26 protein-coding genes and 4 pseudogenes are annotated in these 25,932 nt (G+C 72.9%); 22 read left to right on the top strand and 8 right to left on the bottom strand.

What is annotated here, in order from left to right; all coding sequences use genetic code 11:
* Positions 1-83 precede the first annotated feature (83 nt).
* Together ACZ4MF_RS42220 and ACZ4MF_RS42215 are read right to left on the bottom strand one after the other, a co-directional pair.
* A pseudogene (locus ACZ4MF_RS42220) lies at positions 84-501 on the bottom strand (universal stress protein); the annotation flags it as partial.
* Positions 502-527: 26 nt separating this feature from the next.
* Positions 528-1,433 carry a universal stress protein gene (locus tag ACZ4MF_RS42215; RefSeq protein WP_467498790.1) on the bottom strand — a complete coding sequence of 302 codons (906 nt, stop codon included), beginning with the start codon at positions 1,431-1,433 and terminating at the stop codon, positions 528-530.
* A gap of 180 nt (positions 1,434-1,613) precedes the next feature.
* Here ACZ4MF_RS42215 and ACZ4MF_RS42210 point away from each other — a divergent pair, with 180 nt between their 5' ends.
* Together ACZ4MF_RS42210 and ACZ4MF_RS42205 are read left to right on the top strand one after the other, a co-directional pair.
* On the top strand, positions 1,614-3,326 hold the full coding sequence (locus ACZ4MF_RS42210) for a SulP family inorganic anion transporter (protein WP_467498788.1): 1,713 nt from the start codon (positions 1,614-1,616) through the stop codon (positions 3,324-3,326).
* 133 nt (positions 3,327-3,459) lie between these two features.
* On the top strand, positions 3,460-4,137 hold the full coding sequence (locus ACZ4MF_RS42205) for a CBS domain-containing protein (RefSeq protein WP_467498786.1): 678 nt from the start codon (positions 3,460-3,462) through the stop codon (positions 4,135-4,137).
* A gap of 224 nt (positions 4,138-4,361) precedes the next feature.
* On the opposite strand, the gene ACZ4MF_RS42200 is transcribed toward ACZ4MF_RS42205, so the two are convergent.
* A complete protein-coding gene (locus tag ACZ4MF_RS42200) occupies positions 4,362-5,234 on the bottom strand; it encodes a CBS domain-containing protein (RefSeq protein WP_467498784.1) in 873 nt (290 codons plus the stop codon).
* Between the two features lie 166 nt (positions 5,235-5,400).
* Between ACZ4MF_RS42200 and ACZ4MF_RS42195 the strand changes: the two genes are divergently transcribed.
* The 9 genes from ACZ4MF_RS42195 to ACZ4MF_RS42155 all read left to right on the top strand — a co-directional run bounded on the left by ACZ4MF_RS42195 (position 5,401) and on the right by ACZ4MF_RS42155 (position 13,131).
* The gene (locus ACZ4MF_RS42195) at positions 5,401-5,844 is read left to right on the top strand and encodes a hypothetical protein (RefSeq protein WP_467498782.1); all 444 of its coding nucleotides are present in this window, start codon (positions 5,401-5,403) and stop codon (positions 5,842-5,844) included.
* A gap of 116 nt (positions 5,845-5,960) precedes the next feature.
* A complete protein-coding gene (locus ACZ4MF_RS42190) occupies positions 5,961-6,770 on the top strand; it encodes a hypothetical protein (protein WP_467498780.1) in 810 nt (269 codons plus the stop codon).
* Positions 6,757-8,199: a V-type ATPase 116kDa subunit family protein gene (locus ACZ4MF_RS42185; protein WP_467498778.1), complete on the top strand. Its 1,443-nt coding sequence runs from the start codon at positions 6,757-6,759 to the stop codon at positions 8,197-8,199. The genes ACZ4MF_RS42190 and ACZ4MF_RS42185 overlap by 14 nt, the downstream gene beginning before the upstream one ends.
* Positions 8,184-8,597: an ATP synthase subunit C gene (locus ACZ4MF_RS42180; protein ID WP_467498776.1), complete on the top strand. Its 414-nt coding sequence runs from the start codon at positions 8,184-8,186 to the stop codon at positions 8,595-8,597. Before ACZ4MF_RS42185 ends, ACZ4MF_RS42180 begins: the two co-directional genes overlap by 16 nt.
* Before the next feature lie 2 nt (positions 8,598-8,599).
* The gene (locus ACZ4MF_RS42175; RefSeq protein WP_467498774.1) at positions 8,600-8,827 is read left to right on the top strand and encodes a hypothetical protein; all 228 of its coding nucleotides are present in this window, start codon (positions 8,600-8,602) and stop codon (positions 8,825-8,827) included.
* Positions 8,824-9,333, top strand: a complete 510-nt coding sequence (locus ACZ4MF_RS42170; RefSeq protein WP_467498772.1) for a hypothetical protein — start codon at positions 8,824-8,826, stop codon at positions 9,331-9,333. Before ACZ4MF_RS42175 ends, ACZ4MF_RS42170 begins: the two co-directional genes overlap by 4 nt.
* Positions 9,318-11,114, top strand: a complete 1,797-nt coding sequence (locus ACZ4MF_RS42165; protein ID WP_467498770.1) for a V-type ATP synthase subunit A — start codon at positions 9,318-9,320, stop codon at positions 11,112-11,114. Before ACZ4MF_RS42170 ends, ACZ4MF_RS42165 begins: the two co-directional genes overlap by 16 nt.
* Positions 11,111-12,514, top strand: a complete 1,404-nt coding sequence (locus ACZ4MF_RS42160; RefSeq protein ID WP_467498768.1) for a V-type ATP synthase subunit B — start codon at positions 11,111-11,113, stop codon at positions 12,512-12,514. Before ACZ4MF_RS42165 ends, ACZ4MF_RS42160 begins: the two co-directional genes overlap by 4 nt.
* Entirely contained in the window at positions 12,511-13,131 is a 621-nt protein-coding gene (locus ACZ4MF_RS42155) for a V-type ATP synthase subunit D (protein WP_467498766.1), read from the top strand. The genes ACZ4MF_RS42160 and ACZ4MF_RS42155 overlap by 4 nt, the downstream gene beginning before the upstream one ends.
* Before the next feature lie 61 nt (positions 13,132-13,192).
* On the opposite strand, the gene ACZ4MF_RS42150 is transcribed toward ACZ4MF_RS42155, so the two are convergent.
* On the bottom strand, positions 13,193-13,615 hold the full coding sequence (locus tag ACZ4MF_RS42150; protein WP_467498764.1) for an Hsp20/alpha crystallin family protein: 423 nt from the start codon (positions 13,613-13,615) through the stop codon (positions 13,193-13,195).
* Positions 13,616-13,786: 171 nt separating this feature from the next.
* Between ACZ4MF_RS42150 and ACZ4MF_RS42145 the strand changes: the two genes are divergently transcribed.
* Positions 13,787-15,166 carry a nicotinate phosphoribosyltransferase gene (locus ACZ4MF_RS42145; RefSeq protein ID WP_467498762.1) on the top strand — a complete coding sequence of 460 codons (1,380 nt, stop codon included), beginning with the start codon at positions 13,787-13,789 and terminating at the stop codon, positions 15,164-15,166.
* Positions 15,167-15,283: 117 nt separating this feature from the next.
* Here ACZ4MF_RS42145 and ACZ4MF_RS42140 read toward each other — a convergent pair whose 3' ends face one another.
* The gene (locus ACZ4MF_RS42140) at positions 15,284-16,090 is read right to left on the bottom strand and encodes a DUF3050 domain-containing protein (protein ID WP_467498760.1); all 807 of its coding nucleotides are present in this window, start codon (positions 16,088-16,090) and stop codon (positions 15,284-15,286) included.
* 345 nt (positions 16,091-16,435) lie between these two features.
* Between ACZ4MF_RS42140 and ACZ4MF_RS42135 the strand changes: the two genes are divergently transcribed.
* From ACZ4MF_RS42135 to ACZ4MF_RS42110, 6 genes and pseudogenes are all read left to right on the top strand, one after another.
* On the top strand, positions 16,436-16,579 hold the full coding sequence (locus tag ACZ4MF_RS42135) for a hypothetical protein (RefSeq protein WP_467498758.1): 144 nt from the start codon (positions 16,436-16,438) through the stop codon (positions 16,577-16,579).
* A 51-nt stretch (positions 16,580-16,630) separates the two neighbouring features.
* A pseudogene (locus ACZ4MF_RS42130) lies at positions 16,631-16,794 on the top strand (IS256 family transposase); the annotation flags it as partial.
* Between the two features lie 318 nt (positions 16,795-17,112).
* A complete protein-coding gene (locus ACZ4MF_RS42125) occupies positions 17,113-17,796 on the top strand; it encodes a hypothetical protein (protein ID WP_467498800.1) in 684 nt (227 codons plus the stop codon).
* On the top strand, positions 17,793-18,251 hold the full coding sequence (locus ACZ4MF_RS42120) for a CBS domain-containing protein (RefSeq protein ID WP_467498756.1): 459 nt from the start codon (positions 17,793-17,795) through the stop codon (positions 18,249-18,251). Before ACZ4MF_RS42125 ends, ACZ4MF_RS42120 begins: the two co-directional genes overlap by 4 nt.
* 72 nt (positions 18,252-18,323) lie before the next feature.
* Positions 18,324-18,497, top strand: a pseudogene (locus ACZ4MF_RS42115) (cation-transporting P-type ATPase); the annotation flags it as partial.
* A gap of 33 nt (positions 18,498-18,530) precedes the next feature.
* Entirely contained in the window at positions 18,531-18,683 is a 153-nt protein-coding gene (locus ACZ4MF_RS42110; protein WP_467498754.1) for a hypothetical protein, read from the top strand.
* 223 nt (positions 18,684-18,906) lie between these two features.
* Here ACZ4MF_RS42110 and ACZ4MF_RS42105 read toward each other — a convergent pair whose 3' ends face one another.
* Positions 18,907-19,065 (bottom strand): hypothetical protein, encoded by a 159-nt coding sequence (locus ACZ4MF_RS42105; protein ID WP_467498798.1) that lies wholly within the window; start codon positions 19,063-19,065, stop codon positions 18,907-18,909.
* Between ACZ4MF_RS42105 and ACZ4MF_RS42100 the strand changes: the two are divergent.
* A pseudogene (locus ACZ4MF_RS42100) lies at positions 19,031-19,798 on the top strand (hypothetical protein); the annotation flags it as partial. The gene ACZ4MF_RS42105 and the pseudogene ACZ4MF_RS42100 overlap by 35 nt on opposite strands.
* A gap of 410 nt (positions 19,799-20,208) precedes the next feature.
* On the opposite strand, the gene ACZ4MF_RS42095 reads toward ACZ4MF_RS42100, so the two are convergent.
* Positions 20,209-20,652 carry a universal stress protein gene (locus ACZ4MF_RS42095; protein WP_467498796.1) on the bottom strand — a complete coding sequence of 148 codons (444 nt, stop codon included), beginning with the start codon at positions 20,650-20,652 and terminating at the stop codon, positions 20,209-20,211.
* Positions 20,653-20,777: 125 nt separating this feature from the next.
* Positions 20,778-21,404, bottom strand: coding sequence for an Rv1733c family protein (locus tag ACZ4MF_RS42090; RefSeq protein WP_467498752.1), 627 nt, complete (start codon positions 21,402-21,404; stop codon positions 20,778-20,780).
* 596 nt (positions 21,405-22,000) lie between these two features.
* Between ACZ4MF_RS42090 and acsA the strand changes: the two genes are divergently transcribed.
* Genes acsA through ACZ4MF_RS42075 form a run of 3 tightly spaced genes read left to right on the top strand, consistent with a single transcriptional unit; the run spans position 22,001 to position 25,931 of the window.
* Positions 22,001-23,833, top strand: coding sequence for an acetate--CoA ligase (gene acsA, locus ACZ4MF_RS42085; RefSeq protein WP_467498750.1), 1,833 nt, complete (start codon positions 22,001-22,003; stop codon positions 23,831-23,833).
* A complete protein-coding gene (pdhA, locus tag ACZ4MF_RS42080) occupies positions 23,830-24,855 on the top strand; it encodes a pyruvate dehydrogenase (acetyl-transferring) E1 component subunit alpha (RefSeq protein ID WP_467498748.1) in 1,026 nt (341 codons plus the stop codon). Before acsA ends, pdhA begins: the two co-directional genes overlap by 4 nt.
* Positions 24,852-25,931: an alpha-ketoacid dehydrogenase subunit beta gene (locus ACZ4MF_RS42075; RefSeq protein WP_467498746.1), complete on the top strand. Its 1,080-nt coding sequence runs from the start codon at positions 24,852-24,854 to the stop codon at positions 25,929-25,931. The genes pdhA and ACZ4MF_RS42075 overlap by 4 nt, the downstream gene beginning before the upstream one ends.
* The last annotated feature ends 1 nt before the right edge of the window (position 25,932 follow it).

The raw sequence follows: 25,932 nt of genomic DNA, 5'->3' as shown, positions 1-25,932 counted from the left end.
GCTGGTCACACTTCCGTAGACACAGCCAGGCACGAGCCCGCCGCTCCCACTACAAACGTCGAGGGCACAACCCCCAGATGCGGTTGCAGTACTAGCACCGGGCAGTGCGCGTGCGCCGCCACCATGACGCTGACGGAGCCCAGCACCGCCTCCGTCACGCTGCTGCGGCCACGGCAGCCCATGACCACCGCGAGGGGCCCTCCGGCTCTCCCGCACGAGCGCGTACTCCGGGGCCTCAGGAGGCAGGTCGGTGGCGACCCGCACATCCGGCCGACGACGACGGACCCGGCTCTCGGCGGTGGCGACGATGTCCTCCCCCGTCACGTCCTGCGACGGCTTGCCCTCGTCATGTGCGAAGAGCCCGCCCTCATGGCGCTCCCACAAGGACGCGTACACCAGTCGGAGCTCCGCTCCGCGCAGGGCGGCCTCCTCGGCCGCCCAGTCCACCGCTCTCAGGCTCGGCTCGGAACCGTCGACGCCGACGACGATCGAGAGGTCCATCCTGCTCACGTCCCTTGCGGGATGCGTCAGCCGTGCGCGACGACGGCGACGGGGGCGGTGATGTGGTGCAGGGCGGCATGGGTGACATGGCCGATGTGCGTGCCGAAGGAACCGGTGCGGATGCGGCGGCCGACGACGGCCAGGGAGGCGTCGCGGGCGGCGTTGACGAGGACCTGCGCGGCGCTGCCGCACCGGCTCGCCTCGATCACTTCGACGGCCGGGAACTTCTGCCGCCAGGGGCGCAGGGCGTCGGTCAGGGCTGCGGCCTGCTCCCGCTCCAGCGAGTCGTAGAGTTCGGCGTCGCCGGGGAAGCGGTAGAACGAGGTGGGCGGCTCGGGCCAGACATGCACGGCCCGCAGAGGCGCTTGCCTGCGCGCTGCGGCGTCGAAGGCGAATTCCAGCAGCGTGTCGTCCGGGTGATCGACGTCGAGGCCGAGCACGACAGGCCGGAAGGGCGTCGCAGCGGACGGCACACCCGCAGGGTCGGTCCTGTGTTCGTCGGCGGCCTGTTCCCCGGCCCGCACGAGCACCACCGGCCGTTCCGCGCGCGCCACGACGGCCAGGCTCACCGAGCCGACCAGGAACCCGCCCACGCCGCCGAAGCCGCGCGAGCCCAGCACCAGCAGATCGGCGAAGCCGGCCGCCTCGCACAGGATGTCGGCCACGGTTCCGGTGAGCTGCTCGGTGCGCACCTCGATGCCCGGGTGCTGGAGACGGACGCCTTCCGCGGCCTGGACCGGCAGCTGTTCGCTCCAGCGCCGGTGGGTCTCGGAACCCGGCGGCGGGGCCTGGGCCACGTGCCTGGGCAGTGGCTCCTGAACATGCACGATCTTCAACGGCAGGCCGCGCAGCAGCGCTTCGCGCGTCGCCCACTCGACGGCGGCCCGGCTCTCGGGCGATCCGTCGAGACCGACGGTGACGGTACGGGACATGGCCTCCACCTCCCGGTGAGGATTCGGTTCCAGCGTGACGACGTGGTCGCGGCTCGGGTCATGGGCCGGACGACCCTGAACGGGACCGATCGACCTACGGGGCGAGGAAGGCGCGGAGGCGGCGGCTTGCGAGGTCCGTGCGACGGTGGATCCTGGGAGCGAACGGCGGAGGACGAGCGCATGACCGAGGGCTCGGGCAGACGGTTGCCGGGGAGGGCCTCCCTGATGCCCCGGCTCGGCACGCTGTGCGTCCGCCCACGGGGTGGGCTCAGAGGTGATCTGATCGCGGGCGTGACGGTGGCCGCGTACCTGGTGCCGCAGGTCATGGCGTACGCGGGCGTCGCCGGCCTGCCGCCGGTCGCCGGGCTCTGGGCGATCCTTCCGGCGCTGGCGATGTACGCGCTGTTCGGCTCCTCGCGTCTGCTGTCCGTCGGCCCTGAGTCCACGACAGCGCTGATGACGGCCACGGTGGTCGGCCCGCTCGCCGGCGGCGCTCCCGGTCGCTACGCCTCGCTGGCGGCGGGCCTCGCCGTCACGGTGGGGATGTTGTGCCTGGCGGCCCGGACGGTCCGGCTGGGTTTTCTCGCGGATCTGCTCTCGCGCCCGGTCCTGATCGGCTATCTCGCGGGCGTGGCGCTGATCATGGCGGTGGACCAGTTGCCCCGGCTCACGGGCGTGCGGACCAACAGCTCGGAGTTCTTTCCGCAGCTGTGGTCGTTCTTCACGCACCTGTCGCAGATTCACCCCGCGACCCTGATCCTCTCCGCCACCGCGCTGGGGTTTCTCGTGGCCGTGGCCCGCTTCGTCCCCGGGCTTCCCGGACCCCTGATCGCCGTGATTCTCGGTACGGCGGTCGTCGTCGCCCTCAGCCTCGACCGCCGGTACGGCGTCGAGGTGATCGGTACGGTGCCGTCCGGTGTTCCGTCCCCGGCCCTCCCCGACCTGACCGTGTTGCCGCGCCTGGTGCTGCCCGCCCTCGGCGTGCTGCTCGTCGCGTACACCGACTTCATCCTCACCGCTCGGGCATTCTCGGATCCCGGCGGCGCGCCGGGCCCGCTCGACGCCAACCGCGAGTTCCTGGCCCTGGGCGCGGCCAACCTGGGCGCCGGCGTGCTGCACGGCTTCCCCGTCAGCAGCAGCGCCAGCCGCACCGCGCTCGCTTCTTCCGCGGGCGCTCGCAGCCAGGCGTACTCACTGGTCGCCGGTGCGGTCGTCCTGGCCGTGCTGCTGTTCCTCAGCCCGCTGCTGACCCGTACCCCGGCGGCTGTCCTCGGGGCACTCGTCGTCTATGCCGCGGCGCGCATGATCGACCTCGCCGGCTTCCGCCGACTCGCGTCGTTCCGCCGCCGCGAGCTGCTCCTCGCCCTCGGCTGCCTCGCGGGCGTGCTCGCCCTGGACATCCTCTACGGCGTGCTCGTCGCGGTCGGCCTGTCGGTCGCCGAGTTGCTGACCCGGGTGGCCCGGCCGCACGACGCGATCGAGGGGCTGGTGCCCGGGGTGGCCGGCATGCACGACGTCGACGACTATCCGCAGGCGCGCACGATCCCCGGCCTGCTGGTGTACCGCTACGACTCGCCCCTGTTCTTCGCCAACGCGGAGGACTTCCACCGCCGGGCGCTGGCCGCCGTTGACGAACAGACCGAGCCGGTTCGCTGGTTCGTCCTGAACACCGAGGCCAATGTCGAGGTGGACATCACGGCGCTGGACGCCGTCGACGCCCTGCGCCGCGACCTCACGGGCCGCGGCATCGTGTTCGCCCTCGCCCGCGTCAAGCAGGACCTGCTGGACGACCTGGAGGCGTACGGCCTCGCCGAGTCCGTCGGCGCCGACCGCATTTTCCCGACCATGCCGACGGCGGTGGCCGCGTACCGGACGTGGTGCCGCGACCACTGACCATCGCCCATGTCCGGGCAGCCGGACGTCGCGAAGTCGCACGGCTCGCCCGGGTCGGATGGCCCCTGGCCGCCACTCCCGCTCCGGCACAGGCTGGTGATGGCAGGGCCGACGCAGAGCTCATGGAGGGATCATGTACGGCACCCCGCACATCGTCAGCGACGTCATGACCCAGACGGTCGCCGCCGTCGGCCGACGGGCTCCCTTCAAGGAGGTGGCGCAGCTGATGCAGGACCGGCAGGTCAGCGCTCTCCCCGTGATCGAGGGCGAGGGACGGGTGGTGGGTGTGGTGTCCGAGGCCGATCTGCTGACGAAGGAGGAGCTCCGGGACGACCCCGATGCGGGCTACCTGCGGCTGCGTCAGCCCGTCGACGTGGCGAAGGCCGACGCCCTGACCGCGGGCGACCTCATGTCCTCCCCCGCTGTCACGGTCCGGGCCGGCGCCACCCTCGCCGAGGCCGCGCGCATCATGGCGCGGGCGGGGGTCAAGAGACTGCCCGTGGTGGACGGGGGCGGTCTGCTGGCGGGCGTCGTCAGCCGGGCCGACCTGCTCAAGGTCTTCCTGCGCGACGACGAGGACATCGCCGAGGAGGTCCGGCGCGAGATCGTGTCGTACCTGTTCCCCCTGCCGTCCGCGGCCGTGCAGGTGGAGGTGCACGACGGTGTCGTCACCCTGACGGGCCGCGTCCGTGACAGCGCTCTGGTCCCGGTGGCAGCGCGTCTGGTGCGGGCCGTCGAGGGCGTCGTGGACGTTCAGTTCGACGTGGTGCGCGACGACCGTGGGGTGGGTGGAGGAGCCGGTCGGCCCTAGCTAGGGCCTGTCGTCAGATTCCCGCCTGCCGTGCGACGTCTGGCACGCGGCCCGCCCTTCGGGCGGACGACGGGAATATGACGACAGGCCCCAGTGTGTGCGGGCGCGTGGTGATCGTCCGAGGGACGAGAGGAACACGCGGAGCGGGTCCTGCTCTGGCCTCGACATCCGCCTGCCCGGCAGCGAGGGCTGATCGCGGGGAGGGAGCGGACGGCGGTCGAGGGTCAGACGGCGCTAATGAGGTTCTTCACCTCGACGACGTCGGCGATGTTCTCCACCTCTGCCACCAGCCGCGCCGAGCCGGCCGGAGGCATCCGGCCCGTCAGCTCCACGATGCCGTCGTGCACGGCCACCGACACGGCCTCCCGGTCGCCCGGCGGACAGCAGGCCTCGATCCTGGCCTCGACCTCCGCCCGGATTCCGGCGTCGTCCCTGATGAGGGCCTGCAACAGTGCATTGCGGCGCACGACCCCGACCAGACGGCCCTCGCGGTCAGTGACCGGAAGCCTCTTCAGCCGGGACAGGGCGGCAAGCCAGGCGGCCTCGGCGACGGTCGCACCGGGAAGCACCGTGATCGCGGGGCTCGTCATCAGGTCGGCCGCCGTCTCGCCGCGGGCCTTGCCTTCCAGCCGTCGCTCACGCAGCCTGCCGATACGTCCGACCCGGTGGCCGGAGGCCTCGAAGGCGACCTTCGCGAGCAGATCGGACTCCGAGACGACGCCGATCACCTGGTCCTCGGGATCCACGACCGGGGCGGCCCCGACCTGTTCGCGGGCCAGCAGGCGGGCGACCTCGCGGTACGGCAGGTCGTCGGGCACGGAGGCGGCGGGCACGTCCATCACGTCCCGCACCAAGGGGATCCCTGCTTCGGGCGGCGAAGGCGGTTGCGGGGGCGAGGCGGCCACCGGCGCCGGGCGGGCGGCGGCGTCTGCCGGGGCCTGCCCCTCGGCGCGTGCCTGTGCGGCCGCGGCGGCGGCCACGGCGCCCAGGTAGCGGATCAGCATGTCCTGCCGCGCCGTCTCGCCGGGGCTCCAGCGGCGGGAGGGCAGGGCTCGCCGGGCCGCTGCCTCCGCGGCGAAGTTCTCGTGCTTGTTCACGGCGGCCTCCCGACTCCGTCGCATCGCCTACCGTCCCAGTCTTGCTCTCCTGCCATCCCTGCCAAGAGCCGAACGGCCCTGGTGGAACGGCGTGACGGCCCCTTCCGGTGCGAAGCGGGGCGGGAACGGCGAGACTGAAGGAGCAGCCGACCGCGGGAGGCCGCCGATGAGCCTGCGGGACTTCTTGGAGCGGTTCCGTCCGGCGGGGACACCAGGTGCGTCCGCCACCGGCGTACCCGCCGACCGTGCGGCGGAACGCGCCGCCGAACTGGAGCCCGCCCTCGCGCAGCTGACGGATGCGCAGCGGGAGGCGGCACGGATCCGGGCCGCGGCGGACGAGGCGGCCGAGACCGTGCGGCAGGATGCCGCACGGGAGGCGGCATGCATCGTTGCGGCCGCTCAGGAAGGTGCTCCCGAGGTCCGCCGCCGAGCCGCGGAACCCCGCCTCCGCGAAGCCCGGACGGAAGCAGACGCCGTACGCGCCGCCGGAGAACGGGCCGCTGCGGCGGTCAGGGAACGGGCCCGGCAGCGAATGCCGGGTCTGGTGGACCGTGCGGTGGCCGACGTGCTGCGCCTGGCCGGCGGCCGGGGCACAGGCGAGGCGCCGTGAGTGCCGGGTGGGTCGCCGGGGCGGTGCGGGCCAAGGCTCTCGTCGTCCGGTACCCGGGTGCGGCCGGAGCACGGGAGATCGCGTCTTGTCGCACGCTCGACGATGCGCTGCGAAGCTTGGCGGCGACTCCGTACGCGCGGTACTCGCGGACGGCGGTCGGCCTGCCCGGGGCCCAGCGCGCGGTGACCGCCACTCTGGTGTGGCATCTGCGGGTGCTGGCCGGCTGGCTGCCCCGGGGCGGTGCCCGCCTGCTCATTCCGCTGGCCGCCGGATTCGAGATCGCCAACGTGGTCTCCCTGCTGCCCGCGCTGTACGGTTACCGCGCGCAGGCTCCGGAGCCGTACCGGCTCGGGGCGCTGGAGACTGCCTGGCGGATTCTGGAGCGCGCCGGGACGCCGGCGGAACTGAGGGCCGCACTCACCTCCTCGCCCTGGGGCGATCCGGGTGGTGACACGTCATGGGCCTTGATCACGGGCCTGCGCATGGCCGCCGCGAGGCGCACCGCCGTCGCCGTACCGCCCGCACGCCGCTGGGCCCAGGGTCGCGCGGCGTTGCTGACGGCCCGTGAACTGTTCGTACATCAGCGCTCCCTGCCGGGACCTGTGCGGCGTGACGCGGCACGGCTCCTCGGGGCGCGGGCGTCGACCGCCGCCTCGTATCGGCAGTTCCGTGAGCATCTGCCCGCCGCGGCCGGTTGGGTCCTGGCGGACGTGGCGGAGCCGGCCGCGCTGTGGAAGGCCGAGGCCCGCTGGTGGCGGACCATGGGCGCCGACGGCGCGACCATGCTGCGCGACGGCGGGTACGGACCCCGAGTCGTGGTCGGCGCGATCGCGGTGCTCTCCGTGGACGCCTGGCAGGTGCGGGCGGCCCTGGAGTCGGCGGCCCGGGGAGGACGGCTCGGGGAGGCGTTCGATGCCCTGGTCTGAGGCGATGACACCGGTCCGGATGCGTCGGGTGGCGGTGATCGTGCCACAGGAGGCTCTGCGTGCCGCCCTGGTGCGGATCGCCGAGACCGGTTGCGTGGAACTGGACCGCGTCGAGGAGCCGGTTCCGGGCGCGGCGGCGATGCGACTGCGGCGGCTGTGCGGAGCGGCCACGACGGGCGGGGCCGAAACAGCCGCTTCGGCCGCACTGACCGCCACCGCGCCCGACCTCGACCTGCTCGAACAGCGCCGCGATGTCGAACTGCTCGCCGGGGAGGCCCAGTTGGAGGAGCGCGCGGAAGGCGCCGTACGGCGCGGAGAGGTGGCCGCGCTGGCCGGGTGGTGCCCCGCCGCCGAAGTACCCCGCGTCGCCGGCCGACTGGCCGCCGCGGGTGGCGCGCTGCTGCCGCTGCCGCTCCCTCGCGGCACCGATCCGCCGACGCTGCTGCGGCCGGGCCGGTCCGTCTCCTTCACCCCGTTGGTGACGACCTACGGCACACCGGCGTACGCGGACCTGGACCCCTCGTGGCCGGCGGGTCTCTGCTACGTCGCGATGTTCGGAATCATGTTCGGCGACGTGGGGCACGGGGCGCTGCTGTTGCTCGGCGCGCTCGGGCTCCGCCACGGGTGGCCCCGCCGCCTGGCCGGGCTGAGGCGGCTTTGGCCGTTCCTGGCGGGCGCGGGTGTCGCGTCCATGCTCGCGGGCGCCGCCTACGGGGAGTTCTTCGGCCCGACCGGGCTGCTGCCGGTGCTGTGGCTGAGCCCGCTGACCGATCCGGCCCGCCTGCTGGCCGCCGCCGTGGTCTTCGGGGCCGCACTGCTCGCCGCCGCGCATGCGGCCGGCGCGGCCAACCGTGTCCGTGAGGACGGTTGGGGGGCAGCACTGTTGGCAGCCTCGGGCTGCGCCGGCCTGCTGTTCTACCTGGGGCTCGCCTCGGTCGCGGCCGGCCTGCTCCTGCACCGGCCGGCGGCGGCCCTCGCCGGGGCCGCTGTCGCCCTGGCCGGGCTGACGCTGGTGGCCCTCGGACTGTTCAGGGCCACGGCGGGCGGCGGCGCGGGATGTGCCGAGACGGCGGTCCAGCTGTTCGACGTCGTCGTGCGCACAGGTACCAACACTCTGTCGTTCGCCCGGCTCGCGGCCTTCGGTCTCACCCACGCGGCGCTCGCCGGTCTGGTGTGGCGCGGCACCGCAGGGCTGGCCGGGCGCGGCGCCGCGGGAACCGTCGGCGCCGTCCTGCTGTTCACGGTGGGTACGGCCGTCTCGTTCGGCCTGGAGGCCCTCGTGGCCGGTGTGCAGGCCCTGCGGCTTGAGTTCTACGAGCTCTTCTCCCGGGTCTTCGGCACCGAGGGCCGTCCCTTCCGTCCCTGGCACGTTCCTCCGGCGGAGCCCGCCGCCCACGCTGCGAAGGTGATCCCATGCTCACCTGGCTGATCGTCCTGCCGGTCCTGGTCGCGGTGCTCGTCGCCTCCCGGCTCCTGCGGCGGCGCCGGGCCAGACACGCCTTCCGCTGGCTCCTGGCGACGAACCTGGCCCTTCTGGTCGGCGCCGGTGTCGTCCTGGCCACGGCGCTGGCGAGCCCCGCGCGGGCGTCGGCGCAGGCTGCGACGTCCGGCGGGGTCAACGGGTCCGCGCTGATCGGGGCGGCCATCGCGGTGGCCGGGGCCTCGATCGGGGCCGCCATCGCCGTGGCCTACACGGGCGCCGCGGCACTGGCGGCGCTGAGCGAACGCCCCGAGATGTTCGGTCGTGCGATGGTGATCGTCGGTCTGGCGGAGGGCATCGCCGTGTACGGGCTGGTGGTCGCGATCCTGTTGATCGGAAAGGCCTGACGATGGGCACCGTGGCCGCCATCGGGGCATGGACCAGCGTGTGCGGGCTGGCCCTGGCAGGAGTCGACGTCCTCGTCGCGGAGGATGCGCAGGCCGTCCGGCAGGCTTGGCGGGGGCTTCCCGGCACGGCCGGCCTCGTGATTCTGACCGCGGAGGCCGCCGAAGCGCTGGGGGCCGGGCCCATCGGCCCTGCCCCGTCGCGGCCGCTGACGGTGGTGATGCCCGGATGACCGCGCCGGTGGACGCGTTGGACCCCGTGCGCGCGCAGTTGCTGCGTGCTGCACGCGCCTCGGCCGACGCCGTCCGGGATCGTGCACGGGCCGAGGCGGACGAGACCCTGCGCACCGCCCGTGCGACGGCTGAGCAGGTGCTGGCACGGGCGCGGGAACTCGGCGAGGGCGACGGCGCCGCCGCAGCGGAGCGGGAGCGGGTGCGGGCGGTGCGGGAGGCCTGGGCGGTGGAGCTCGCGGCGCGAGCCGAGGCCTACGCGGAGCTGAGGACCTCGGTCCGCGCCGGCGTGGGTCGGGCGCTGGCGGAGGACGCCATGCTTGAGGCCCGGCTCGCCGAGACGGCACGAGCCGTACTGGGCCCGCACGCACAGGTCTCGGTTGCCGCGGAGGGCGGGGTGACCGCCGAAGTGCCCGGCCGCCGGGTCGATCTCTCGGCGGACGCCCTCGCCCACCGCGCCCTGGACCGGCTGGGTGCGCGAGCCGAGTCACTGTGGGCACCGACGTGACCACACGACGCGGCCACGGGGCAGACGCACGGCCCCCGGGCACGGGACCGGCGCCCTCGCGGAGCGACGACGCATCGCACCCACGGATCCTTCGGGTCGCCGGCCCCCTTGTGGAGATCGTCTGCCCCGCCTCGGTCGCCATGCACGACCTGGTCACGCTCGGCTCCGCCGAACTGCCGGGCGAGGTGGTCGCCATCCGGGGCGACACAGCTACCGTCCAGGCGTACGAGTACACCGGCGGACTGGCCCCCGGACATCCTGTGCAGCCCCAGAGACGACCGCTGTCGGTTCGGCTGGCCCCGGATCTGCTCGGCGGCGTTTTCGACGGTCTGCTGCGCCCCCTGGCCGAGGCCGGTGACTTCCTGACGGGTGGACCGAACACCGTGCGGGACAGGCGCACTTGGCCGTTCACTCCCCGGGTGGCCGAGGGGGCACAGGTCTCGGCCGGGGACACGCTCGGAGAGATCGGAGCGAGTGTGCCTCTCCGCCTCCTGGTACCTCCCGGCCTCTCGGGCACGGTGAACCGGATCACGGCAGCGGGCGATCACCGCCCGGAGACCGTACTCGCCGTGGTGGACGGACACGAGGTGGGGATGGCGCGGTCCTGGCCGGTGCGCAGGCCGCGGCCGGTCGCGGCACGGTTGGCCGCGGAACTGCCGTTGCACACGGGGCAGCGCGCCGTCGACCTCCTCTTCCCGGTGGCCCACGGCAGTACGGTCGCCGTGCCGGGCGGCTTCGGCACCGGGAAGACCATGCTGTTGCAGCAGATCGCCAAGTGGTGCGACGCCGACGTGATCGTCTACGTCGGCTGCGGCGAGCGCGGCAACGAAATGGCGGACGTCATAGCGGAGTTGGCGGGACTGATCGACCCCCGCACCGGAGGACGGCTGGCCGATCGCACGGTGACCATCGCGAACACCTCGAACATGCCGATGATGGCCCGCGAAGCGAGCGTGCACACGGGCGCGACGGTCGCCGAGTACTTTCGCGACATGGGCCTGGACGTCGTCCTGATCGCCGATTCGACCTCCCGCTGGGCGGAGGCACTGCGCGAGTTCGCCTCCAGGATGGGCGAACTCCCCGCCGAGGAGGGCTACCCGGCGGGGCTCGCCTCCCAACTGGCGGCCTTCTACGAGCGGGCCGCCGCGGTACGCACCCTGGGCGGTGCGACCGGCTCCGTCACCGTGATCGGTGCCGTGTCCCCGCCGGGCGGCGACCGCACCGAGCCGGTCACCGCGCACACCGAACGCTTCGTACGGTGCCTGTGGAGCCTGGACCGCGACCTCGCCTACGCACGGCACTACCCCGCCGTCTCCTGGGCGGACTCCTTCTCTCGGGATGCGCCCATGCTCACCGCCTCGCAGGCCCGGGCCGGTGACCCCGAACGGGCCGAGCGGCGTGGGCGGGTGGCGCACCTGTTGGCGGAGGCGGACCGGCTGGCCGATCTGGTGGAACTGGTGGGCATCACGGCGCTGCCGCCCCGGGAACGGATCAGCGTGCTCGCGGGGCGGCTGCTGCGCGAGGCCGTGATCCAGCAGAACGCACTGTCACCTGCCGACGCCTACAGCACCCCCGAGAAGACCGCCGCGCTCGTGGAAGCCGCGCTGACGGTGATCGACCGCTGTCTGGAACTGGTGGGTTCCGGTGTCCCGGCGGACGCGGTCGAAGCGGTGGACTTCACCCCGCTCCTGCGTGCCCGCGAGGTCGCGGGCCCCACCGAGACGGCACCGGTGGCGGCCGCACGGGACACCGTGCTGGATAGGCTCACGGGGGTGACATGAGCGGCACGGACAACGTGGTGGGCGTCGAGTACACGGGCGTGCGGGAACTGCGCGGGCCGCTCGTGGTCGTCGAAGGCGTGCGGGGAGTGGGCTGGGACGAGTTCGCGACGATCGTGCTCGACTCCGGTGAACGACGGCACGGGCTGGTCCTCGAAGTGGACCGGGACCTCGCCGTGGTGCAGGTGCTGGAGGACACGGCCGGCATGGACCGCACCGGCACGCGGATCGCCTTCGCCGGGACGCCGCTGCGCATACCGGTGGGCACCGCCTGGCTGGGACGGGTGTGCAACGGGCGCGGCGAACCGGCCGACGGCGGGCCGCCGGTGCTGGGCGACGCCTACGCGCCGGTCGGCGGCGCGCCGATCAACCCGGTGCGCCGGGAACCGCCGAACGAGCCGGTGCTGACCGGAGTCGGTGTCGTGGACGTGCTCACCACGTTGGTACGGGGCCAGAAACTGCCGGTGTTCTCGGCGGCCGGCCTGCCGCATCTGGAGCTGGCGGTGCAGATCGCGGCCCAGGCGACGTGCGGTGGTGAGCCGTTCGCCGTCGTGTTCGCCGGCCTGGGACTCACACACGCCGACGCGGCGTTCGTGCAGGACGGGCTGGCCGCCCGCTCCGCCGCACGAGAACTGGCCCTCCTCGTCAACACGGCCGACGACCCGGTGATCGAGCGTTTGCTCACCCCACGGCTCGCGCTGACCATCGCGGAGCAACTCGCCTTCGCGGAGGGCCATCACGTCCTGGTCGTGATGACCGACATGACGGCCTACGCGGAGGCGCTGCGCGAAGTGTCCGCAGCGCGCGGCGAAATACCGGCGCGCCGGGCGTACCCCGGATACCTGTACAGCGACCTCGCGTCCCTCTACGAACGCTGCGGCAGGGTCAGGGGCCGCCCCGGATCGGTGACCGTCCTGCCCGTACTCACCATGCCCGCGGGCGACATCACGCACCCCGTGCCGGACCTCACGGGCTACATCACGGAGGGGCAGATCGTGCTCTCCGCCGAGGTTCACGCCTCCGGCACGTATCCCCCCGTCGACCCGCTGGCTTCACTGTCCCGGCTGATGCGCAAGGGAACGGGGCCGGGGCGTACTCGTGCGGATCACCCTTCCGTCGCCGCGCAGTTGATCGCCGCCCTGGCCCGCTCCCGGCAGGTGCGGGAGCTCGCCGACCTGATCGGACGGCCCGCGCTCAGTCCGACCGACGTGCGCTTTCTGGACCTGGAGGACGGCTTCCGGCACCGGTTCCTCGCCCAGGGACCGGACGAGAACCGGTCGCTGGACGAGGCCCTGGAGCGGGCGTGGGAGGTCCTGTCGGCCCTTCCTGCCGGCCAGCTGGGCATGATCCCCGCCGAGCTGGTCGACGCCCACGTGCCGCCGCGGCACAAGGAGCCGACGTGAGCGAGCGGGGACGCCGGGCACCGGCGGGACGCGCCGGCCGACTGCGGCTTCGCCGCAGCCTCGCCACCGCGCTGCGCGGAGCGGATCTGCTGGAACGCAAGCTCCGGCTGCTGCTGGACCGGGAGCGCGTGGAGCGTCGGGCGGCGGAGGAAGCCGGCCGCGCATGGCGGGAGCGGCTGGCCGAGGCCGATGCGTGGCTGGTGCGCGGGGTGCTGCTCGGCGGTGAGCGAGCGCTGGCCGAGGCGGTTCCCGAAGACCGGGCCTCCGTCGAGGTCCGATGGGACGCGCTGATGGGTGTGCGCCATCCCGCGGCCGTGGCCTGGACCGCCCCCGTTCGCTCCGCCGCGGAGCCGACACCCTCCAACACGGCGCTGGCGCACGCCGAGGACGCCTACCGTGCTGCTGTCGGCGCCGCCGCGGAGCACGCCGCGCACGAGGCGGCCGCCGAACTGCTCGCCGCCGAAGCGGTACGGACCCGGCAGCGGGTCCGCGCCCTGCGCCACCACTGGATCCCCCGGCTGGAGAGCGAGCTGTCGTCGGTGGAACTGGCCTTGGAAGAAGCCGAGCACGAGGAAGCGGTGCGGCGGCGCTGGGCCGCCGCGCACGGAGGCGGGTGACCGCCGCCGAGCGCGCGCCGACGGGCCCGTGACCGGGCCCGCCGTGTCCAGCCGGCTCCGGTCAGCCGCTGTGCTTGATCTCGACGTGCTTGGCCGACGGCTTCTCGGCGCCCATGCCCACGCGGACCGTGAGGATGCCGTCGGCGTAGTCGGCCGTGACGTCGTCCTCGTCGGCGCCGGGCGGCAGCGTCACGCTGCGGCTCATCACGCCGTACCGGATCTCGCTGTGGTTCTTCGCCACGTCCTTCTCGGTGCGTTCGGCCTGGACCGTGAGCACCCCGTCGCTGATGAAGACGTCGATGTTCTCGGGCGACATGCCCGGAAGCTCCGCCCGCATCACGTAACGGTCGTCCTCCGTGTAGTCCTCGACGCGAACCGTGTACAGCTCGCCCATGGTGGGCATCGCGAACCGGGCGGGGAGGTTCTCGAACCAGTCCGGGATGTCCGGGAACGGGAACCTCTGCGCGCGTCTCAGTGTGGCCATCGCGGTACCTCCTCGATGTGGTCGCCGATGCCGGCACCTCCAGTCCAGCGCGCCCGCGTCCCGGTTGCTGAGGCCGAACGGCCCATGCCGGGGTCCCTCCCGTCCCTTTCGCCCAGTCCGCCCGTGGTCAGACTGGAGACCGAGGGACGACCACGCTCGGCGGCGATCACCATGTCCGACGTCACGACCACCGATCTCTACGAAGTCACCATGGCTCTGTCCTACCTCCGGGAGGACATGTACGCACCGGCCACCTTCAGCCTCTTCGTCCGCGACCTGCCACCCGGCCGGGGCTTCCTCGTCGCCGCGGGTCTGGAGCCGGCACTTGACTTCCTGGCCGACTACCGCGTGGAGCGGAACGACATCGAGGAGTTCGCGGCCGCCCTGCACCGCCCGTTGCGGGATGTCGAACCGCTCCTCGGACTCACCTTCGAGGGCGAGGTGCGGGCGGTGCCGGAGGGGCACACGGTGTTCGCCGGAGAACCGCTGCTGGAGGTGACCGCCCCGCTGCCGCAGGCCCAGCTCGTCGAGACGTACCTGTTGAACCAGGTCTGTCACCAGACGGCCGTGGCGTCGAAGGCGGCGCGCTGTGTCCTGGCCGCGGCCGGAAGGTCTGTCGTGGACTTCTCGCTGCGGCGGACGCACGGTCCGTGGGCCGGCTGTCAGGCGGCCCGGCTGGGAGCCTTGGTGGGCTTCGCCGGTACCAGCAACGTCGCCGCCGCCACCGCCCTGGGCATCCCGGCGTCGGGCACCATGGCCCATTCGTACATCGAGGCCTTCCCGAGCGAGGAGGCGGCCTTCCGTGCCTTCGCGCGGAGCCATCCCGGTCCGGTCACGTTCCTCGTCGACACCTACGACACCGAGGAAGGCGTGCGCGTGGCCGCCCGGGTCCTGACCGCTCTCCGGCTCGGCCCGGGCTGCGCCGTCCGCCTGGACAGCGGCGACCTCGACGCGCTCGCACGGCGGGCGCGGGAGATCCTGGACTCCGCCGGGCTGGCCGGTGTACGGATCGTGGCCAGCGGCGGACTCGACGAGTACGGCGTGGACCGGCTGGTACGCTCCGGCGCCCCGGTCGACATCTACGCGGTGGGCACACGGGTGGGCGTGGCCGCGGACGCCCCGTACCTGGACGCCGCGTACAAGCTCGTCGAGTATGCCGGCCGCCCGGTCATGAAGCTTTCCTCGGCAAAAGTCACGGCCCCGGGCCGCAAACAGGTCTTCCGGTGTGCCGGCCGACCCGACATCATCGCGCTGGCAAGCGAGGAACCGCCGGACTCGGCGCGACCACTACTGCACACGGTGATGGCCGGCGGCCGGCGGACCGGTCCGCCGGACCGCCTGCAGGACGCCCGCGAGCGATTCCGCGAGGACATCGCGGCACTTCCCGAACCGGCACGCCGGATCTGGGACCCCGTGCCGGTCCAGCCGGTCCGGTCCCGGGCTCTTGAGCGGCTGACCACCTCGGTGCGCTCCGACATCGAAGCCGGACTGCCCCGTCACACCGCTGTTCCCCCCTCCCCCGGGTCCCCGGCCCGAACCGCTCGACGGTGAAGTCAGGGTCCGGACGCGACGGCGAGGCGGCTGTGTCCATCATCGCTCCGAACAGTGTGGAGTTACTCGCGCTGCGGCCGGAACGTCACCGGCCGCGGCCGTGGTGGGTCCTCGCGGTCAGGCAGTGCCCCGGCCCTGGCGGATCTGCTGCAGGATGTCGCTCCAGAACCGGGCCCGCTCGTGCAGAGCTTCACGGACTGCGTGGGTGCACTCCTGCCACTTGCGGTCGTCGTCACCGCACAGGTCCACCAGCATGCGCATGGCCATGGGGGTGTGCTCGTCGGCGTCAACCTCGATGTGCCGCCGAAGGTAGTCCTTGAACCTCGCCAGCATGCCGTCGCCGTCATGGATACGGATGACCTGTTCGAACATCTCCGGGATCAGATCTTCGCGCCCGAAGGCGAGCACCGCGGCTTGCACGTGCACCGGAGCGGTCTCGATGACGTGCCAGGTCGCGCCGACGAAGTCCCGCACCGGCTGCGGTGCGCCGGCGTCCACGAGGGCTCGTGGGACTGGGGTTCCGGATTCGATCAGGGCCAGGAAGGCATCGAGCGGTTTGGGGTCGGCGCCGGCATCGTCCATCGCCGCCCGGTACAGCTCGAAGTGGGAGATGAATCCCTCGCCCAGTTCGTCACTCTCCTCCACCAGCGTGATCTCGTTGATCAGGCGGCGGGAAGCGACAGGGCCCTTGGGTACCCACGGCACGCTGGTGCAGGTCAGCTGCTGCTGGAGGCTCTTCAGCAATGACATGAAGTCCCACACGGCGAATGCGTGGTGCTCCATGAACACCGCGACGTCGCGGCGGCTGCCGAAGCTCGTGTAGATGGGGTGGCTGGTCACACTGGCGCGGACCGGCGCGATGTTGTCCTTGAGCGTGGTGACGCCGAGATGGTCGACGGAGGAGTGATAACGGGACACCGCCATGGGATGCTCCTGGTTCGGGTTGGCCGGCGACTGGGCGGAGCGTCCCCGGAACGAGGGCTCGGGCCGCCCGCGCAGCGGCTCCGAGGACGCTTCCGCCCAGGAGCGTCCCAGGCCGGACAGCGGAAGAAGAAGGGCCGGAGCCAGGCGTACGGAAGCCGAGGAGCGGCCGGGGCGTACCCCAGATCGGACAGAACGGAAAGCACGTCAACTGGTTGCCCAGCAACCCCTGTCCGCCCCTCGCCCGGTGTTTCGTCCCACAGGCTCCCGGGCAGATACACCGGTCACGGCGCCAGGGCAAAGGCGCCGATCGGAAGCGCCCAGGACACCGGCAGCGTGCATTGCTGCGTGATCGTCGGCAATGCCGTCGCCTCCGTCGAGAGCGGTGAAACCGACTGGAACCTGCCCGGCGCGGCCCTGGAGGCGGAAGTCCACCAGTGCACGGCCGAGTTGGCGACCGAGTCCGAGGGGCAGCCGGTCCCGTCGGGCTGACCGCGCGGCGCGTAAACGAACACCGCGACGGCGTCTCTGTGTGGGCAGATGGATGGGGTACATGCGAAGGTGCGGCTCGGCCAGGCGCAGTCGTGCGTACTCGTCGTGCTCGGGATGCGGCTGGACGGCACCGAGGAACTGATCCGCGCCGGCCTGACCTGCTGCGCGACTGCCTCCGGCGCGGCATGCGGAACCCCGAGCTGAGGGTGGGGGATGCACCTGACGCGCCGCCCCGTGATCGCCGTTCCGGCCACAGCCTCGCAGGACAAGGCAAGTCCGCTCGGCCCCGTGTCAGGCCCGGTCGGCCCCTGCCCCGGAGCGACTCGCAGAGCACAGGCTGGTGGCGGGAGCTGTGCCCGGCCCGGCGTCCGCGGCACGGGCAGCGGTCTCCCCGGGTGGGACCAGCACGCCCCGCAGCGAAGGGAGGCCGCCGTGTCTGCGGAACCCGTTGCCGAACGCACCGTCAAGGCCCTCGTGGCAGACGCCGCTGCGGGCGGCGGCCGCCGTACCGGGGGCCGGGGCCGCTCGTCCAGGTGCTGCCCGACCCGGCCGGCACGGAGTTCCCCGCCGTTGTGGGCGAGCGTCCCTACGACGCGGTCGGCGCCGAGGGGGCGCACCTGCTGTTCCCGGGGGTCTGGCACGTGCGGCCGGTCCTGGAGATGGTGCGAGACGCCGAGGGGTGGGAGTCGCTGGACCCCACGGATTCGTGTGGAGACGGCGCAGTGGACACTTACGCAGCGTCGGCCGGCAGAGGGCCGACGGACGGCATCCCGGCCGAGGCGTTCGGCCCCGCCGCACGGGGTACCGCCGCTCTCGTTCGTGACGTCGCCGTCGGACGGCCGATGCCGGGCCGTGCCTGGGCGTCCTGCGAAAAGCACCCGCAGATCGCCCTGCCGGGCACGACAGGTCACGGGCCCGCGGACCGGCTGCGTGCCGGGCGGGCGCTGGAGCGGGTGCTGCTCCGGGCCGCCGTGGACGGGCAGGTCACCGCGATGATCTCCCAGCCTCTGGAATGGGCGGACCTGTGGTGGGCGGCACGCGACCCGCTGTCGGCCCCGGCCCGTGTGCAGAGGGTGCTCCGGCTCGGCTACGGCCCCGAAGGCCGGCCGAGCCCGCGCCGACCGGTCGACGGCGTGCTGGACGCGTCTGAGGCCGTCCGTCGGGTCCCTGGCGCAGCCGGGCGGTCCGGGCCCGGACGGCGAGGAGGAGTCACATGAAGGTCTCCGAGGTGATGACCACCCCGCCGGTGTGCGTCACGCCCCACGTCTCCCTGCGGGAGGTGACCGGGCGGATGGCCGACTGCGCCGTCGGCTCCGTCCTCGTCGTGGAGGACGACTCGTTGCGCGGCATCGTCACCGACCGCGACCTCGCCCTGCGCGGCATGGGCGGCGGTCTGGCCCCGGAAGCACCGGTGGACGCGCTGATGTCGACCGAGGTCGTCACGGTCGATGCCGACGACGACCTCCAGGTGGCCTACCGGGCGTTCCGCAGCACCGGGGTGCGCCGCCTCCCTGTTCTCGACGGGCGCCGGGTGGTCGGTGTGCTGACGATCGACGACCTCTTCCTGGACGTCTTCCGGCGGCTGGGTGACCTCCTGGGAGCGGTCGCCTGGAGCGTGCTGCAAGAGCCGCCCGGGCCGTCATCGGCGTCCGGAGGTCCGCATGTGCCCTGATCGGGCCCGCCGGGCCACGGCCGCGCTGCGCGAGAGCCGCCCACCGGCACATACCGCGGTCCAGCCGGGCCGCTGCGGGACCCGCCAGGTGCCCCGCTGGACCCGTCCCCTCGCTGCCGGTGCCGGGAAGTCTTCGCCGCTCTGGAAAGTTCCCCGCGTGGTCTCACTCCGGCCGAAGCCGCCGCACGGCAAGCCCGATACGGCTCCGACGAACTGCCCGCCGCAAGCCGCGGGCACGTATGGCGGAGGCTGGTCGCCCAGTTCAGCGACCTCTTCGCCGTGGTCCTGCTCGTCTCCTCGGTGATCACCTTCCTCGCGTACGCCCCGGAACACCCCAGGGATTCGGCCACACCTCAGCCGGCGCTCGCCATCCTCGGCGTGGCCCTGCTCGACGCCGGCATCGGCCGACTGCCGACTGGTCGAGGCACATGAGGTCGCCGTCGACAACGCGGCGCCCACGGGCGAGAGCGATGCCGTCGCGCGGACCGGTGCCGACCGGACCGTCGCTTCAGGTGCGCAACTTCGTGTTCATGGGCACGGACGTGGTGGCGCGCACGGGCAGGGCCGTCGTACGTGCCACCGGGACGGCCGCCGAGCTCGGGCGGATCTTCCGGCTCACCGCCGCGGCACCCCGGCAGAAGACCCCGCTGCAACGTCAGGTCGCGGTCATGGCCCGCCGAGTGGCGGGCGCCGCGCTCGCCACCGGGGCCGCCCTGTTCGCGGTGCGCCGGCCGAGCGGGCAGCCGTTCGTGGACACGTTCGTCTTCTCGCTCGGTGTCATGGTGGCGCTCGCGCCCGAAGGTCTGCCGGCCACGCACTCCGTCTCCCCGGCCATCGGCGTCCGCCGCATGGCCCGCCGACACGCTCGTCGAACGACTGCTCGCGGTGAAGGCGCTCGGCTCGACCAGCGTGGTGTGCACCGACACGACGGGCACGCTCACGCAGGCCGAGATGACCGTCGTACAGCTGTGGTCGAACGGCGGCCGCACGCCGTGTCCGGGGTGGGGCACGCCCCCGTCGGGAAGATCGCCGATGCCGGACCGGTGCGGGAACTGCTGCGGACGGCGGCTCTGTGCAGCAACGCCCGGCTGGTGCCCCCGGCCGGCCGGGACGGGTGGCGGGTGCTCGGCGACACCACCGAGGGCGCCCTGCTGGTGACCGCCATCAAGGCGGGCGCGGATCCGGCGGTCGAGGAGGCCCGTACGCCAAGGGCGGCGGAACATCCCTTCGACTCCGCCCGCAAGCTGATGAGCACCGTGCACCGCGCCGGAGACGGCACCTACTTCGCGTGCGTGAAGGAAGCGCCGCTGGAGCCTCTCGCTCGCTGTGACGCCATGAACGGGGAGGGCCCGCCGGGCGCGGTCTGCGCGTGCTGGCGGTCGACCGGCGGCCGGTCGCCGGTCCGCACCCACGGACCTGTACTCCTGGCGCGTGCGGGCGCGCTGACCTGCGACCTCGTCATCGCCGCCGCCGGCCGGGACGAGGCCGACCTCGTCATCAGCCTGCTGGCCAAGCGCCAGTTCGGGGTGGCACGCGTGGCCGCGCGCGTCAGCGACGCGGAGAACGCCTGGCTCTTCGAGGGGCGGTGGGGAGTGGACACGGCAGTGCCCGCGGCCACCCCGCCGATCTCCCTGATCGAGGAGGCCACCGGTGCCACGGACACGGTGGCGCTCCCGCGGCTGCGCAAGGCGGGTGTCGAGGTCATCGAGACCGCGATCACCGAGGGCTCCCGGGGCGGCGGACCGCGCGCTGGGCGAGATCACACTGCCGGCCGGCACCGTCGTGCGCGCCGGACGTCCCACGGTGCCGAGCCCCGACGTGAGGCTCCTGCCGGGCGACGAACTCCTGCTCGAATCGCACGAGGCCACCGAGCAGGAGATCCACGCTGCCTTCCAGTGATCCCTCCGAGCGGTCCTACCGTGATTCCGCCGGGGGCACCCGGGCCTCGGCGGAAGGCTCAGGACGGCTCGGCGCGCACGATCACCACCGGGCAGCCGGCATGCTGCGACACATGCTGGCTGACCGAACCGAGCAGAGCGCGGGCGAAACCGCCTCTGCCCCGGCTGCCGACCACCAGGACCTCGGCGCCCTCGGAGGCCCGCAACAGGACGTCGGCGGCGTTGCCGTGCACCACGTGCGTCCGTACGGTGTCCGCCGCGTTCTCGCCGAGCACGTCGGCCAGTTCCTGCCTCATCTTCTGCCTGGTCTCGTCCTCGTCGACGTCCATGTCCACGGCGGGCGCCGACCAGCCGTACAGGCCCGGCAGCTCCCACACGGCGATCGCGTCCACCGCGCCGCCCACGAGGCCCGCGTAGCGCACGGCCCAGCGCAGCGCCGCGTACGAAGACGGCGATCCGTCGACACCGACCACGACCTTCGGTCCGGAGACGTCCTTGTCCATCTGGTCCACCTCTCCCATGGCTCTCACGCCGCTCGGGCGGTCGCGCCTTCGTCTCCCACGCTGCGCGAGGCGCGGCAACAACGCCAGACCTACGCCACTGAGCGCATGGCCGCACGGAGCCGCGCTCAGCTTCGACGACGCGCCGTCCACTCGGGCTCGACGCGTTCCCATTCGCGGGTCCACAGGACCGCGCGGCGGCGTGCGAGGCACCGTCCGACGGCCCACCGCGTACCGCACGCGCCGGCGACGACCGCGAGCGCGGTCCCACAGCCCACCGCCACGCCGACGGTCGCCGCGACATCCCGCCCCTCCGGCGGGGCCGCGATGACGCCGCGGGCGTCCAGCCACACGGCCGCGGTAGCCCCCCGGTGGCTCCAGGGCCGCACCGGCGCCACTCCTGTGTGTGCGCCGTTGTGGTCGCTCCAGCGCACGAGCGCGTGGAAGCCCGACTGCGCGCCGGGACGGTCGCTGTCGGACCGCGCGTCCGTCAGCAGACGCCCGGTGACGGGATGCAACCGGGCCAGCTGTGTCCGTCGTACATGCATGTGGTGGCTGTAAGTCGCCTGTCCGGCACCCCACACCGCGGGTGGCAGGGCCAGCAGGGCCAGCGCCGTCAGGAAGACGCGAAGCCTGCGTTCCAGTCTGTCCACCGGCCGTTCGAGGGGGTTCCGGCCATCGTCACGCCCGTGCGGGGCTCCCTGACCGGGCGAACCGAAGGAGGGCTGGTCGCCGGGGAGATCCGGTGTCCACATGGCACGGCCCTCCGCTCCTGATTCGCCGGTTCCGTACGTCTTCCACCGTCCAGTGCCGCAGATCAGCGCGGTAGGGGCCCCACGGTCCCCGTGAGTGCCGTTCGGCCCCCAAGAGACAGGGGGCTCGGGGCACTGTCCGGCGGGCGTGTCGTCGACTGCTTCGACCCGTGCCTCTCGTTCTCGGCCGAGCAGACTCCGCACACGGATCGTCACGACGCGCCGCAGGCAGCCGGGTGCCGCGGTTGCCGCGCGCAGCAGGCAGGGCGACTCGCGTTCGCCAGGCGTGTACCGCGTCCAGGGCGCCACCGCGCACCTCGGCCTCGTGGAAGAGGAGGGCGTACGCCGGCCTCCGCACCGCGCTGCGCCACGTTCCCGTCCAGCTACGGGACCGACGAAGTGGTCTCAGCACTGCCGGCCCGTGGAAGAGCCGCTCCGGCGAGCCGTCGCCCGTCGGGAACGCGCCCCCGTCGTCGTCTCGGCCGCGCGATGGCCCCGGGCCTGAGCCGTCCGGCCACGAGCGAAGGCCGTTCGACCCAGTGTGGCCGGCGCGGCCGGGACGGAGGCTCGAAGCAGACCCGAGGGAAGGAGGATCCGGCATGCCGTGGGAGACCATCCAGAAGGGCACCCTTCCTCCCGTCGCCCCCAATCTGGGCGACTACGACAAGGAGTGCGCGGGCTTCTCGTGGTCCGACGCGCGGGCCGGACTGCAGGGACTGCCCGGCGAGCGCGGACTGAACATCGCGCACGAGGCCGTGGACCGGCACGCGGCGTCGGCCCGTGCGACGGTCATCGCGCTGCGGTGTGTCGGGCGGGACGGCTCGGTCACCTCGGTGACGTACGAGGAGCTGGCCCGTTCCACGGCACGGTTCGCCAACGTGCTCCGTGGCCTCGGGATCGGTCATGGCGACCGGGTGGTGACGCTGCTGGGCCGGTGTCCGGAGCTGTACACCGTGGTCCTGGGCACTCTGAAGAACACCAGCGTCCTGTGCCCGCTGTTCTCCGCCTTCGGACCGGATCCGGTCTTCCAGCGTGTCACGCTGAGCGACGCGCAGGTCATGGTCACCACGGCTGATCTGTACCGCAAGAAGGTCGCCGGGCGACGCGGCGCACTCGCCGGTCTGCGCCACGTGCTGATCGTCGGCGAGGGCGCGGACGAACTGCCCGGCACCGTGTCGTTCACCGCGCTGATGGCCGACGCGGCCGACACCTTCACCATTGCGCCGACCTCGCCTCACGACATGGCCCTGCTGCACTTCACGAGCGGCACGACAGGCATCCCCAAGGGCGCGGTACACGTCCACGAGGCCGCCGTGGCGCACTACACGTCCGCGCTGTACGCCCTCGACCTCCACCAGGACGACGTGTTCTGGTGCACCGCCGATCCGGGCTGGGTCACCGGCATGTCCTACGGGATCGTGGCGCCGCTCATGCACGGCGTGACGGTCGTGGTGGACGAGGGCGACTACGACGCCCGGCGCTGGTACCGGATCCTCGCCGAACAGCGGGTGAGCGTCTGGTACACGGCGCCGACGGCCCTGCGCATGCTGATGCGGACGACACCGCGGACCGGGCCGTACGACCTGCCCCGCTCCTTCGACCTGAGCGCACTGCGGTTCATCGCGTCGGTCGGTGAACCGCTCAATCCGGAGGCCGTGGTGTGGGGCCGGGACGTGCTCGGTCTTCCCGTGCACGACAACTGGTGGCAGACCGAGACCGGCGCCATCATGATCGCCAACTTCGCCGCCTGCGAGATCCGCCCCGGTTCGATGGGACGGCCGCTGCCCGGTGTCGAAGCGGCGGTGCTGCGGCGCGGGGAGGACGGCCGGGCCCGGGTCGTCGGCGGTCGGGTCACCGTGCTGGAGGAGCCCGGTGTGGAGGGTGAGCTGGCGCTCCGGCCCGGCTGGCCGTCCATGTTCCGCGGCTACCTGCACGACGAGCCACGTTCGGCAGCGGCCTTCGCGGACGGCTGGTACCTCACCGGCGACCTGGTGCGGCGCGACGCGGACGGTTGGTGCTGGTTCGTCGGGCGCGCCGACGACGTCATCAAGTCGGCAGGACACCTCATCGGGCCGTTCGAGGTCGAAAGTGCCCTGATCGAGCATCCGGCGGTCGCCGAGTCCGGGGTGATCGGCCGGCCCGATCCGGTCGCCGGGAACATCGTCAAGGCGTTCGTCACGCTGCGGCCGGGCTTCGAGGCGACCCCCGAGACCAGGCGGGAACTGCTGGCGTTCGCAAGGCGCCGGCTGGGGCCTGCCGTGGCCCCCCGTGAGATCGACTTCGACCGTCATCTGCCGCACACCCGTAGCGGCAAGGTCATGCGCCGCCTGCTGCGGGCCCGTGAACTCGGTCTGCCCGAGGGCGACATCTCCACCCTGGAGGACTCCGCCTCGGAGGACTCCTCCACGGAGAGGACGGAGCAGTCCGCATGAGCACCACCCGCGCCCCGCGCACCGCGCGGCCCGCCACCCGGCCGAACCGCCAGGCCGCGCACCGTCTGGCCCTGCTGGAGTCGATGCTGCGCGTCCGGCGGTTCGAGGAACGCTGCGTGGAGCTGTACAGCGCCGCCCGCATCCGGGGCTTCATGCACCTGTACATCGGCGAGGAGGCCGTCGCCGTCGGCGTCAACGAGGCCCTCACGGACGACGACGCGGTCGTGTCGACGTACCGCGAACACGGTCACGCGCTCGCCCGCGGTGTTCCCGCCGAGGCGATCATGGCGGAGATGTTCGGCAAGGTCACCGGGTGCAGCCGGGGCCGCGGCGGCTCCATGCACCTCTTCGACGTCGGCCGTCGCTTCTACGGCGGCAACGCGATCGTCGGCGGCGGGCTGCCGCTCGCGGCCGGCCTCGCGCTCGCCGACCGCATGGCCGACCGCAACCGCGTCACCTGCTGCTTCTTCGGCGACGGCGCCTTCGCCGAGGGTGAGTTCCATGAGACGGCCAACCTGGCCGCGCTCTGGGGACTGCCCCTGCTGCTCGTCTGCGAGAACAACCTGTACGCGATGGGTACGGCTCTGGCCCGGCACCAGGCTCAGACCGACCTCGCGCTGCGTGCCGCCGGGTACGGCATGGTCTCCTGGGCCGTCGACGGCATGGACGTACTCGCCGTCGAGGACGCCGCCCGTCGGGCCGCCGAAGGGGTACGTGCCGGTGGCGGGCCGCACTTCCTGGAGATGCGCACGTACCGCTTCCGCGCCCATTCCATGTACGACTCCGACCGTTACCGCGACAAGGGGGAGATCGAGCACTGGAAGGAGCGGGACCCGGTCGAGGGGCTCGCCCTGCGGCTGCGGGAGGCCGAGGAGCTGACCGACAGAGCCCGTACGGCTATGGAGGACCGCTTGTCCGCCGAGATCGACGCTGCCGTCGAAGCCGCCGAGCAGGCTGCGGAAGAGCCCGTCGGGGATCTGCTGAAGTACGTCACCAGCCCGGTGGAGGCGAGCCCGTCATGACCGCGACCCACACGCGTTCCGCCGGACCGACGGCCCCCTCAGAGCGCAAGACGACGTACCGGGAGGCGATGCGCGAGGCCCTGCGTGAGGCCCTGCGCACCGACGAGCGGGTGTTTCTGATGGGTGAGGACGTGGGCCGGTACGGTGGCTGCTTCGGCGTGAGCCTCGGTCTGCTGGAGGAGTTCGGGCCCGAACGGATCCGGGACGCCCCGCTGTCGGAGTCCGCGTTCGTCGGCGCCGGCATCGGTGCCGCCCTGGCGGGCATGCGGCCGATCGTCGAGATCATGACGGTCAACTTCAGCCTGCTGGCCCTGGACCAGATCCTCAACAACGCGGCCACCCTCCTGCACATGTCGGGCGGCCAGCTGTCCGTACCGATCGTGATCCGCATGACCACCGGGGCGGGACGCCAGCTCGCGGCTCAGCATTCGCACAGTCTGGAGGGCTGGTACGCGCATATCCCGGGCCTGCGGGTCCTGGCCCCGGCGACCCTCACCGACGCCCGGTACATGCTGGCGCCCGCGCTCGCCGACCCCGACCCCGTACTGATCTTCGAGCACGGCAGCCTGTACAACGCGTCCGGCGACCTGCCGGCCGGCGCCGGCCCGGTCGACATCGACCACGCGGCCGTCCGCCGCCCCGGCACGGACGTCTCCCTGATCACCTACGGCGGCTCTCTCCCGAAGGCGCTGGCCGCCGCCGACGACCTCGCGGGCGACGGCATCAGCGCCGAGGTCGTCGACCTGCGTACCCTTCGTCCCCTGGACGACACCACCATCGGCGGCTCGGTCGCGCGTACCCATCGCGCGGTCGTCGTGGACGAGGGCTGGCGCACCGGCAGCCTCGCCGCGGAGATCTCCGCGCGCCTCACCGAACGGCACTTCTACGATCTCGACGCCGCTGTCGAGCGGGTCTGCAGCGCCGAGGTGCCCATACCGTACGCACGCAGGCTGGAGGAGGCCGCGCTGCCCCAGGTCACCGGAATCGTGGCTGCCGCACGCCGAGCCGTCGGCGAGCCCGTACCCGGCGGAGCCGATGCGGCGCTCCCGCAGCCGGTCACCGGGAGGGCGGGCTGAG

This window comes from Streptomyces sp. NPDC025793 (genome assembly GCF_055558375.1).
The sequence above is the reverse complement of the archived record's forward strand: the minus strand, read 5'-3'. Positions and strand labels throughout refer to the sequence as shown.

Coding starts and splice junctions, on each gene's coding strand:
- ACZ4MF_RS42215 (WP_467498790.1), bottom strand. CDS start 1,433: ATGTCCCGTACCGTCACCGTCGGTCTCGACGGATCGCCCGAGAGCCGG.
- ACZ4MF_RS42210 (WP_467498788.1), top strand. CDS start 1,614: ATGACCGAGGGCTCGGGCAGACGGTTGCCGGGGAGGGCCTCCCTGATG.
- ACZ4MF_RS42205 (WP_467498786.1), top strand. CDS start 3,460: ATGTACGGCACCCCGCACATCGTCAGCGACGTCATGACCCAGACGGTC.
- ACZ4MF_RS42195 (WP_467498782.1), top strand. CDS start 5,401: ATGAGCCTGCGGGACTTCTTGGAGCGGTTCCGTCCGGCGGGGACACCA.
- ACZ4MF_RS42185 (WP_467498778.1), top strand. CDS start 6,757: ATGCCCTGGTCTGAGGCGATGACACCGGTCCGGATGCGTCGGGTGGCG.
- ACZ4MF_RS42180 (WP_467498776.1), top strand. CDS start 8,184: ATGCTCACCTGGCTGATCGTCCTGCCGGTCCTGGTCGCGGTGCTCGTC.
- ACZ4MF_RS42175 (WP_467498774.1), top strand. CDS start 8,600: ATGGGCACCGTGGCCGCCATCGGGGCATGGACCAGCGTGTGCGGGCTG.
- ACZ4MF_RS42170 (WP_467498772.1), top strand. CDS start 8,824: ATGACCGCGCCGGTGGACGCGTTGGACCCCGTGCGCGCGCAGTTGCTG.
- ACZ4MF_RS42160 (WP_467498768.1), top strand. CDS start 11,111: ATGAGCGGCACGGACAACGTGGTGGGCGTCGAGTACACGGGCGTGCGG.
- ACZ4MF_RS42150 (WP_467498764.1), bottom strand. CDS start 13,615: ATGGCCACACTGAGACGCGCGCAGAGGTTCCCGTTCCCGGACATCCCG.
- ACZ4MF_RS42145 (WP_467498762.1), top strand. CDS start 13,787: ATGTCCGACGTCACGACCACCGATCTCTACGAAGTCACCATGGCTCTG.
- ACZ4MF_RS42140 (WP_467498760.1), bottom strand. CDS start 16,090: ATGGCGGTGTCCCGTTATCACTCCTCCGTCGACCATCTCGGCGTCACC.
- ACZ4MF_RS42120 (WP_467498756.1), top strand. CDS start 17,793: ATGAAGGTCTCCGAGGTGATGACCACCCCGCCGGTGTGCGTCACGCCC.
- ACZ4MF_RS42095 (WP_467498796.1), bottom strand. CDS start 20,652: ATGGACAAGGACGTCTCCGGACCGAAGGTCGTGGTCGGTGTCGACGGA.
- ACZ4MF_RS42090 (WP_467498752.1), bottom strand. CDS start 21,404: ATGTGGACACCGGATCTCCCCGGCGACCAGCCCTCCTTCGGTTCGCCC.
- acsA (WP_467498750.1), top strand. CDS start 22,001: ATGCCGTGGGAGACCATCCAGAAGGGCACCCTTCCTCCCGTCGCCCCC.
- pdhA (WP_467498748.1), top strand. CDS start 23,830: ATGAGCACCACCCGCGCCCCGCGCACCGCGCGGCCCGCCACCCGGCCG.
- ACZ4MF_RS42075 (WP_467498746.1), top strand. CDS start 24,852: ATGACCGCGACCCACACGCGTTCCGCCGGACCGACGGCCCCCTCAGAG.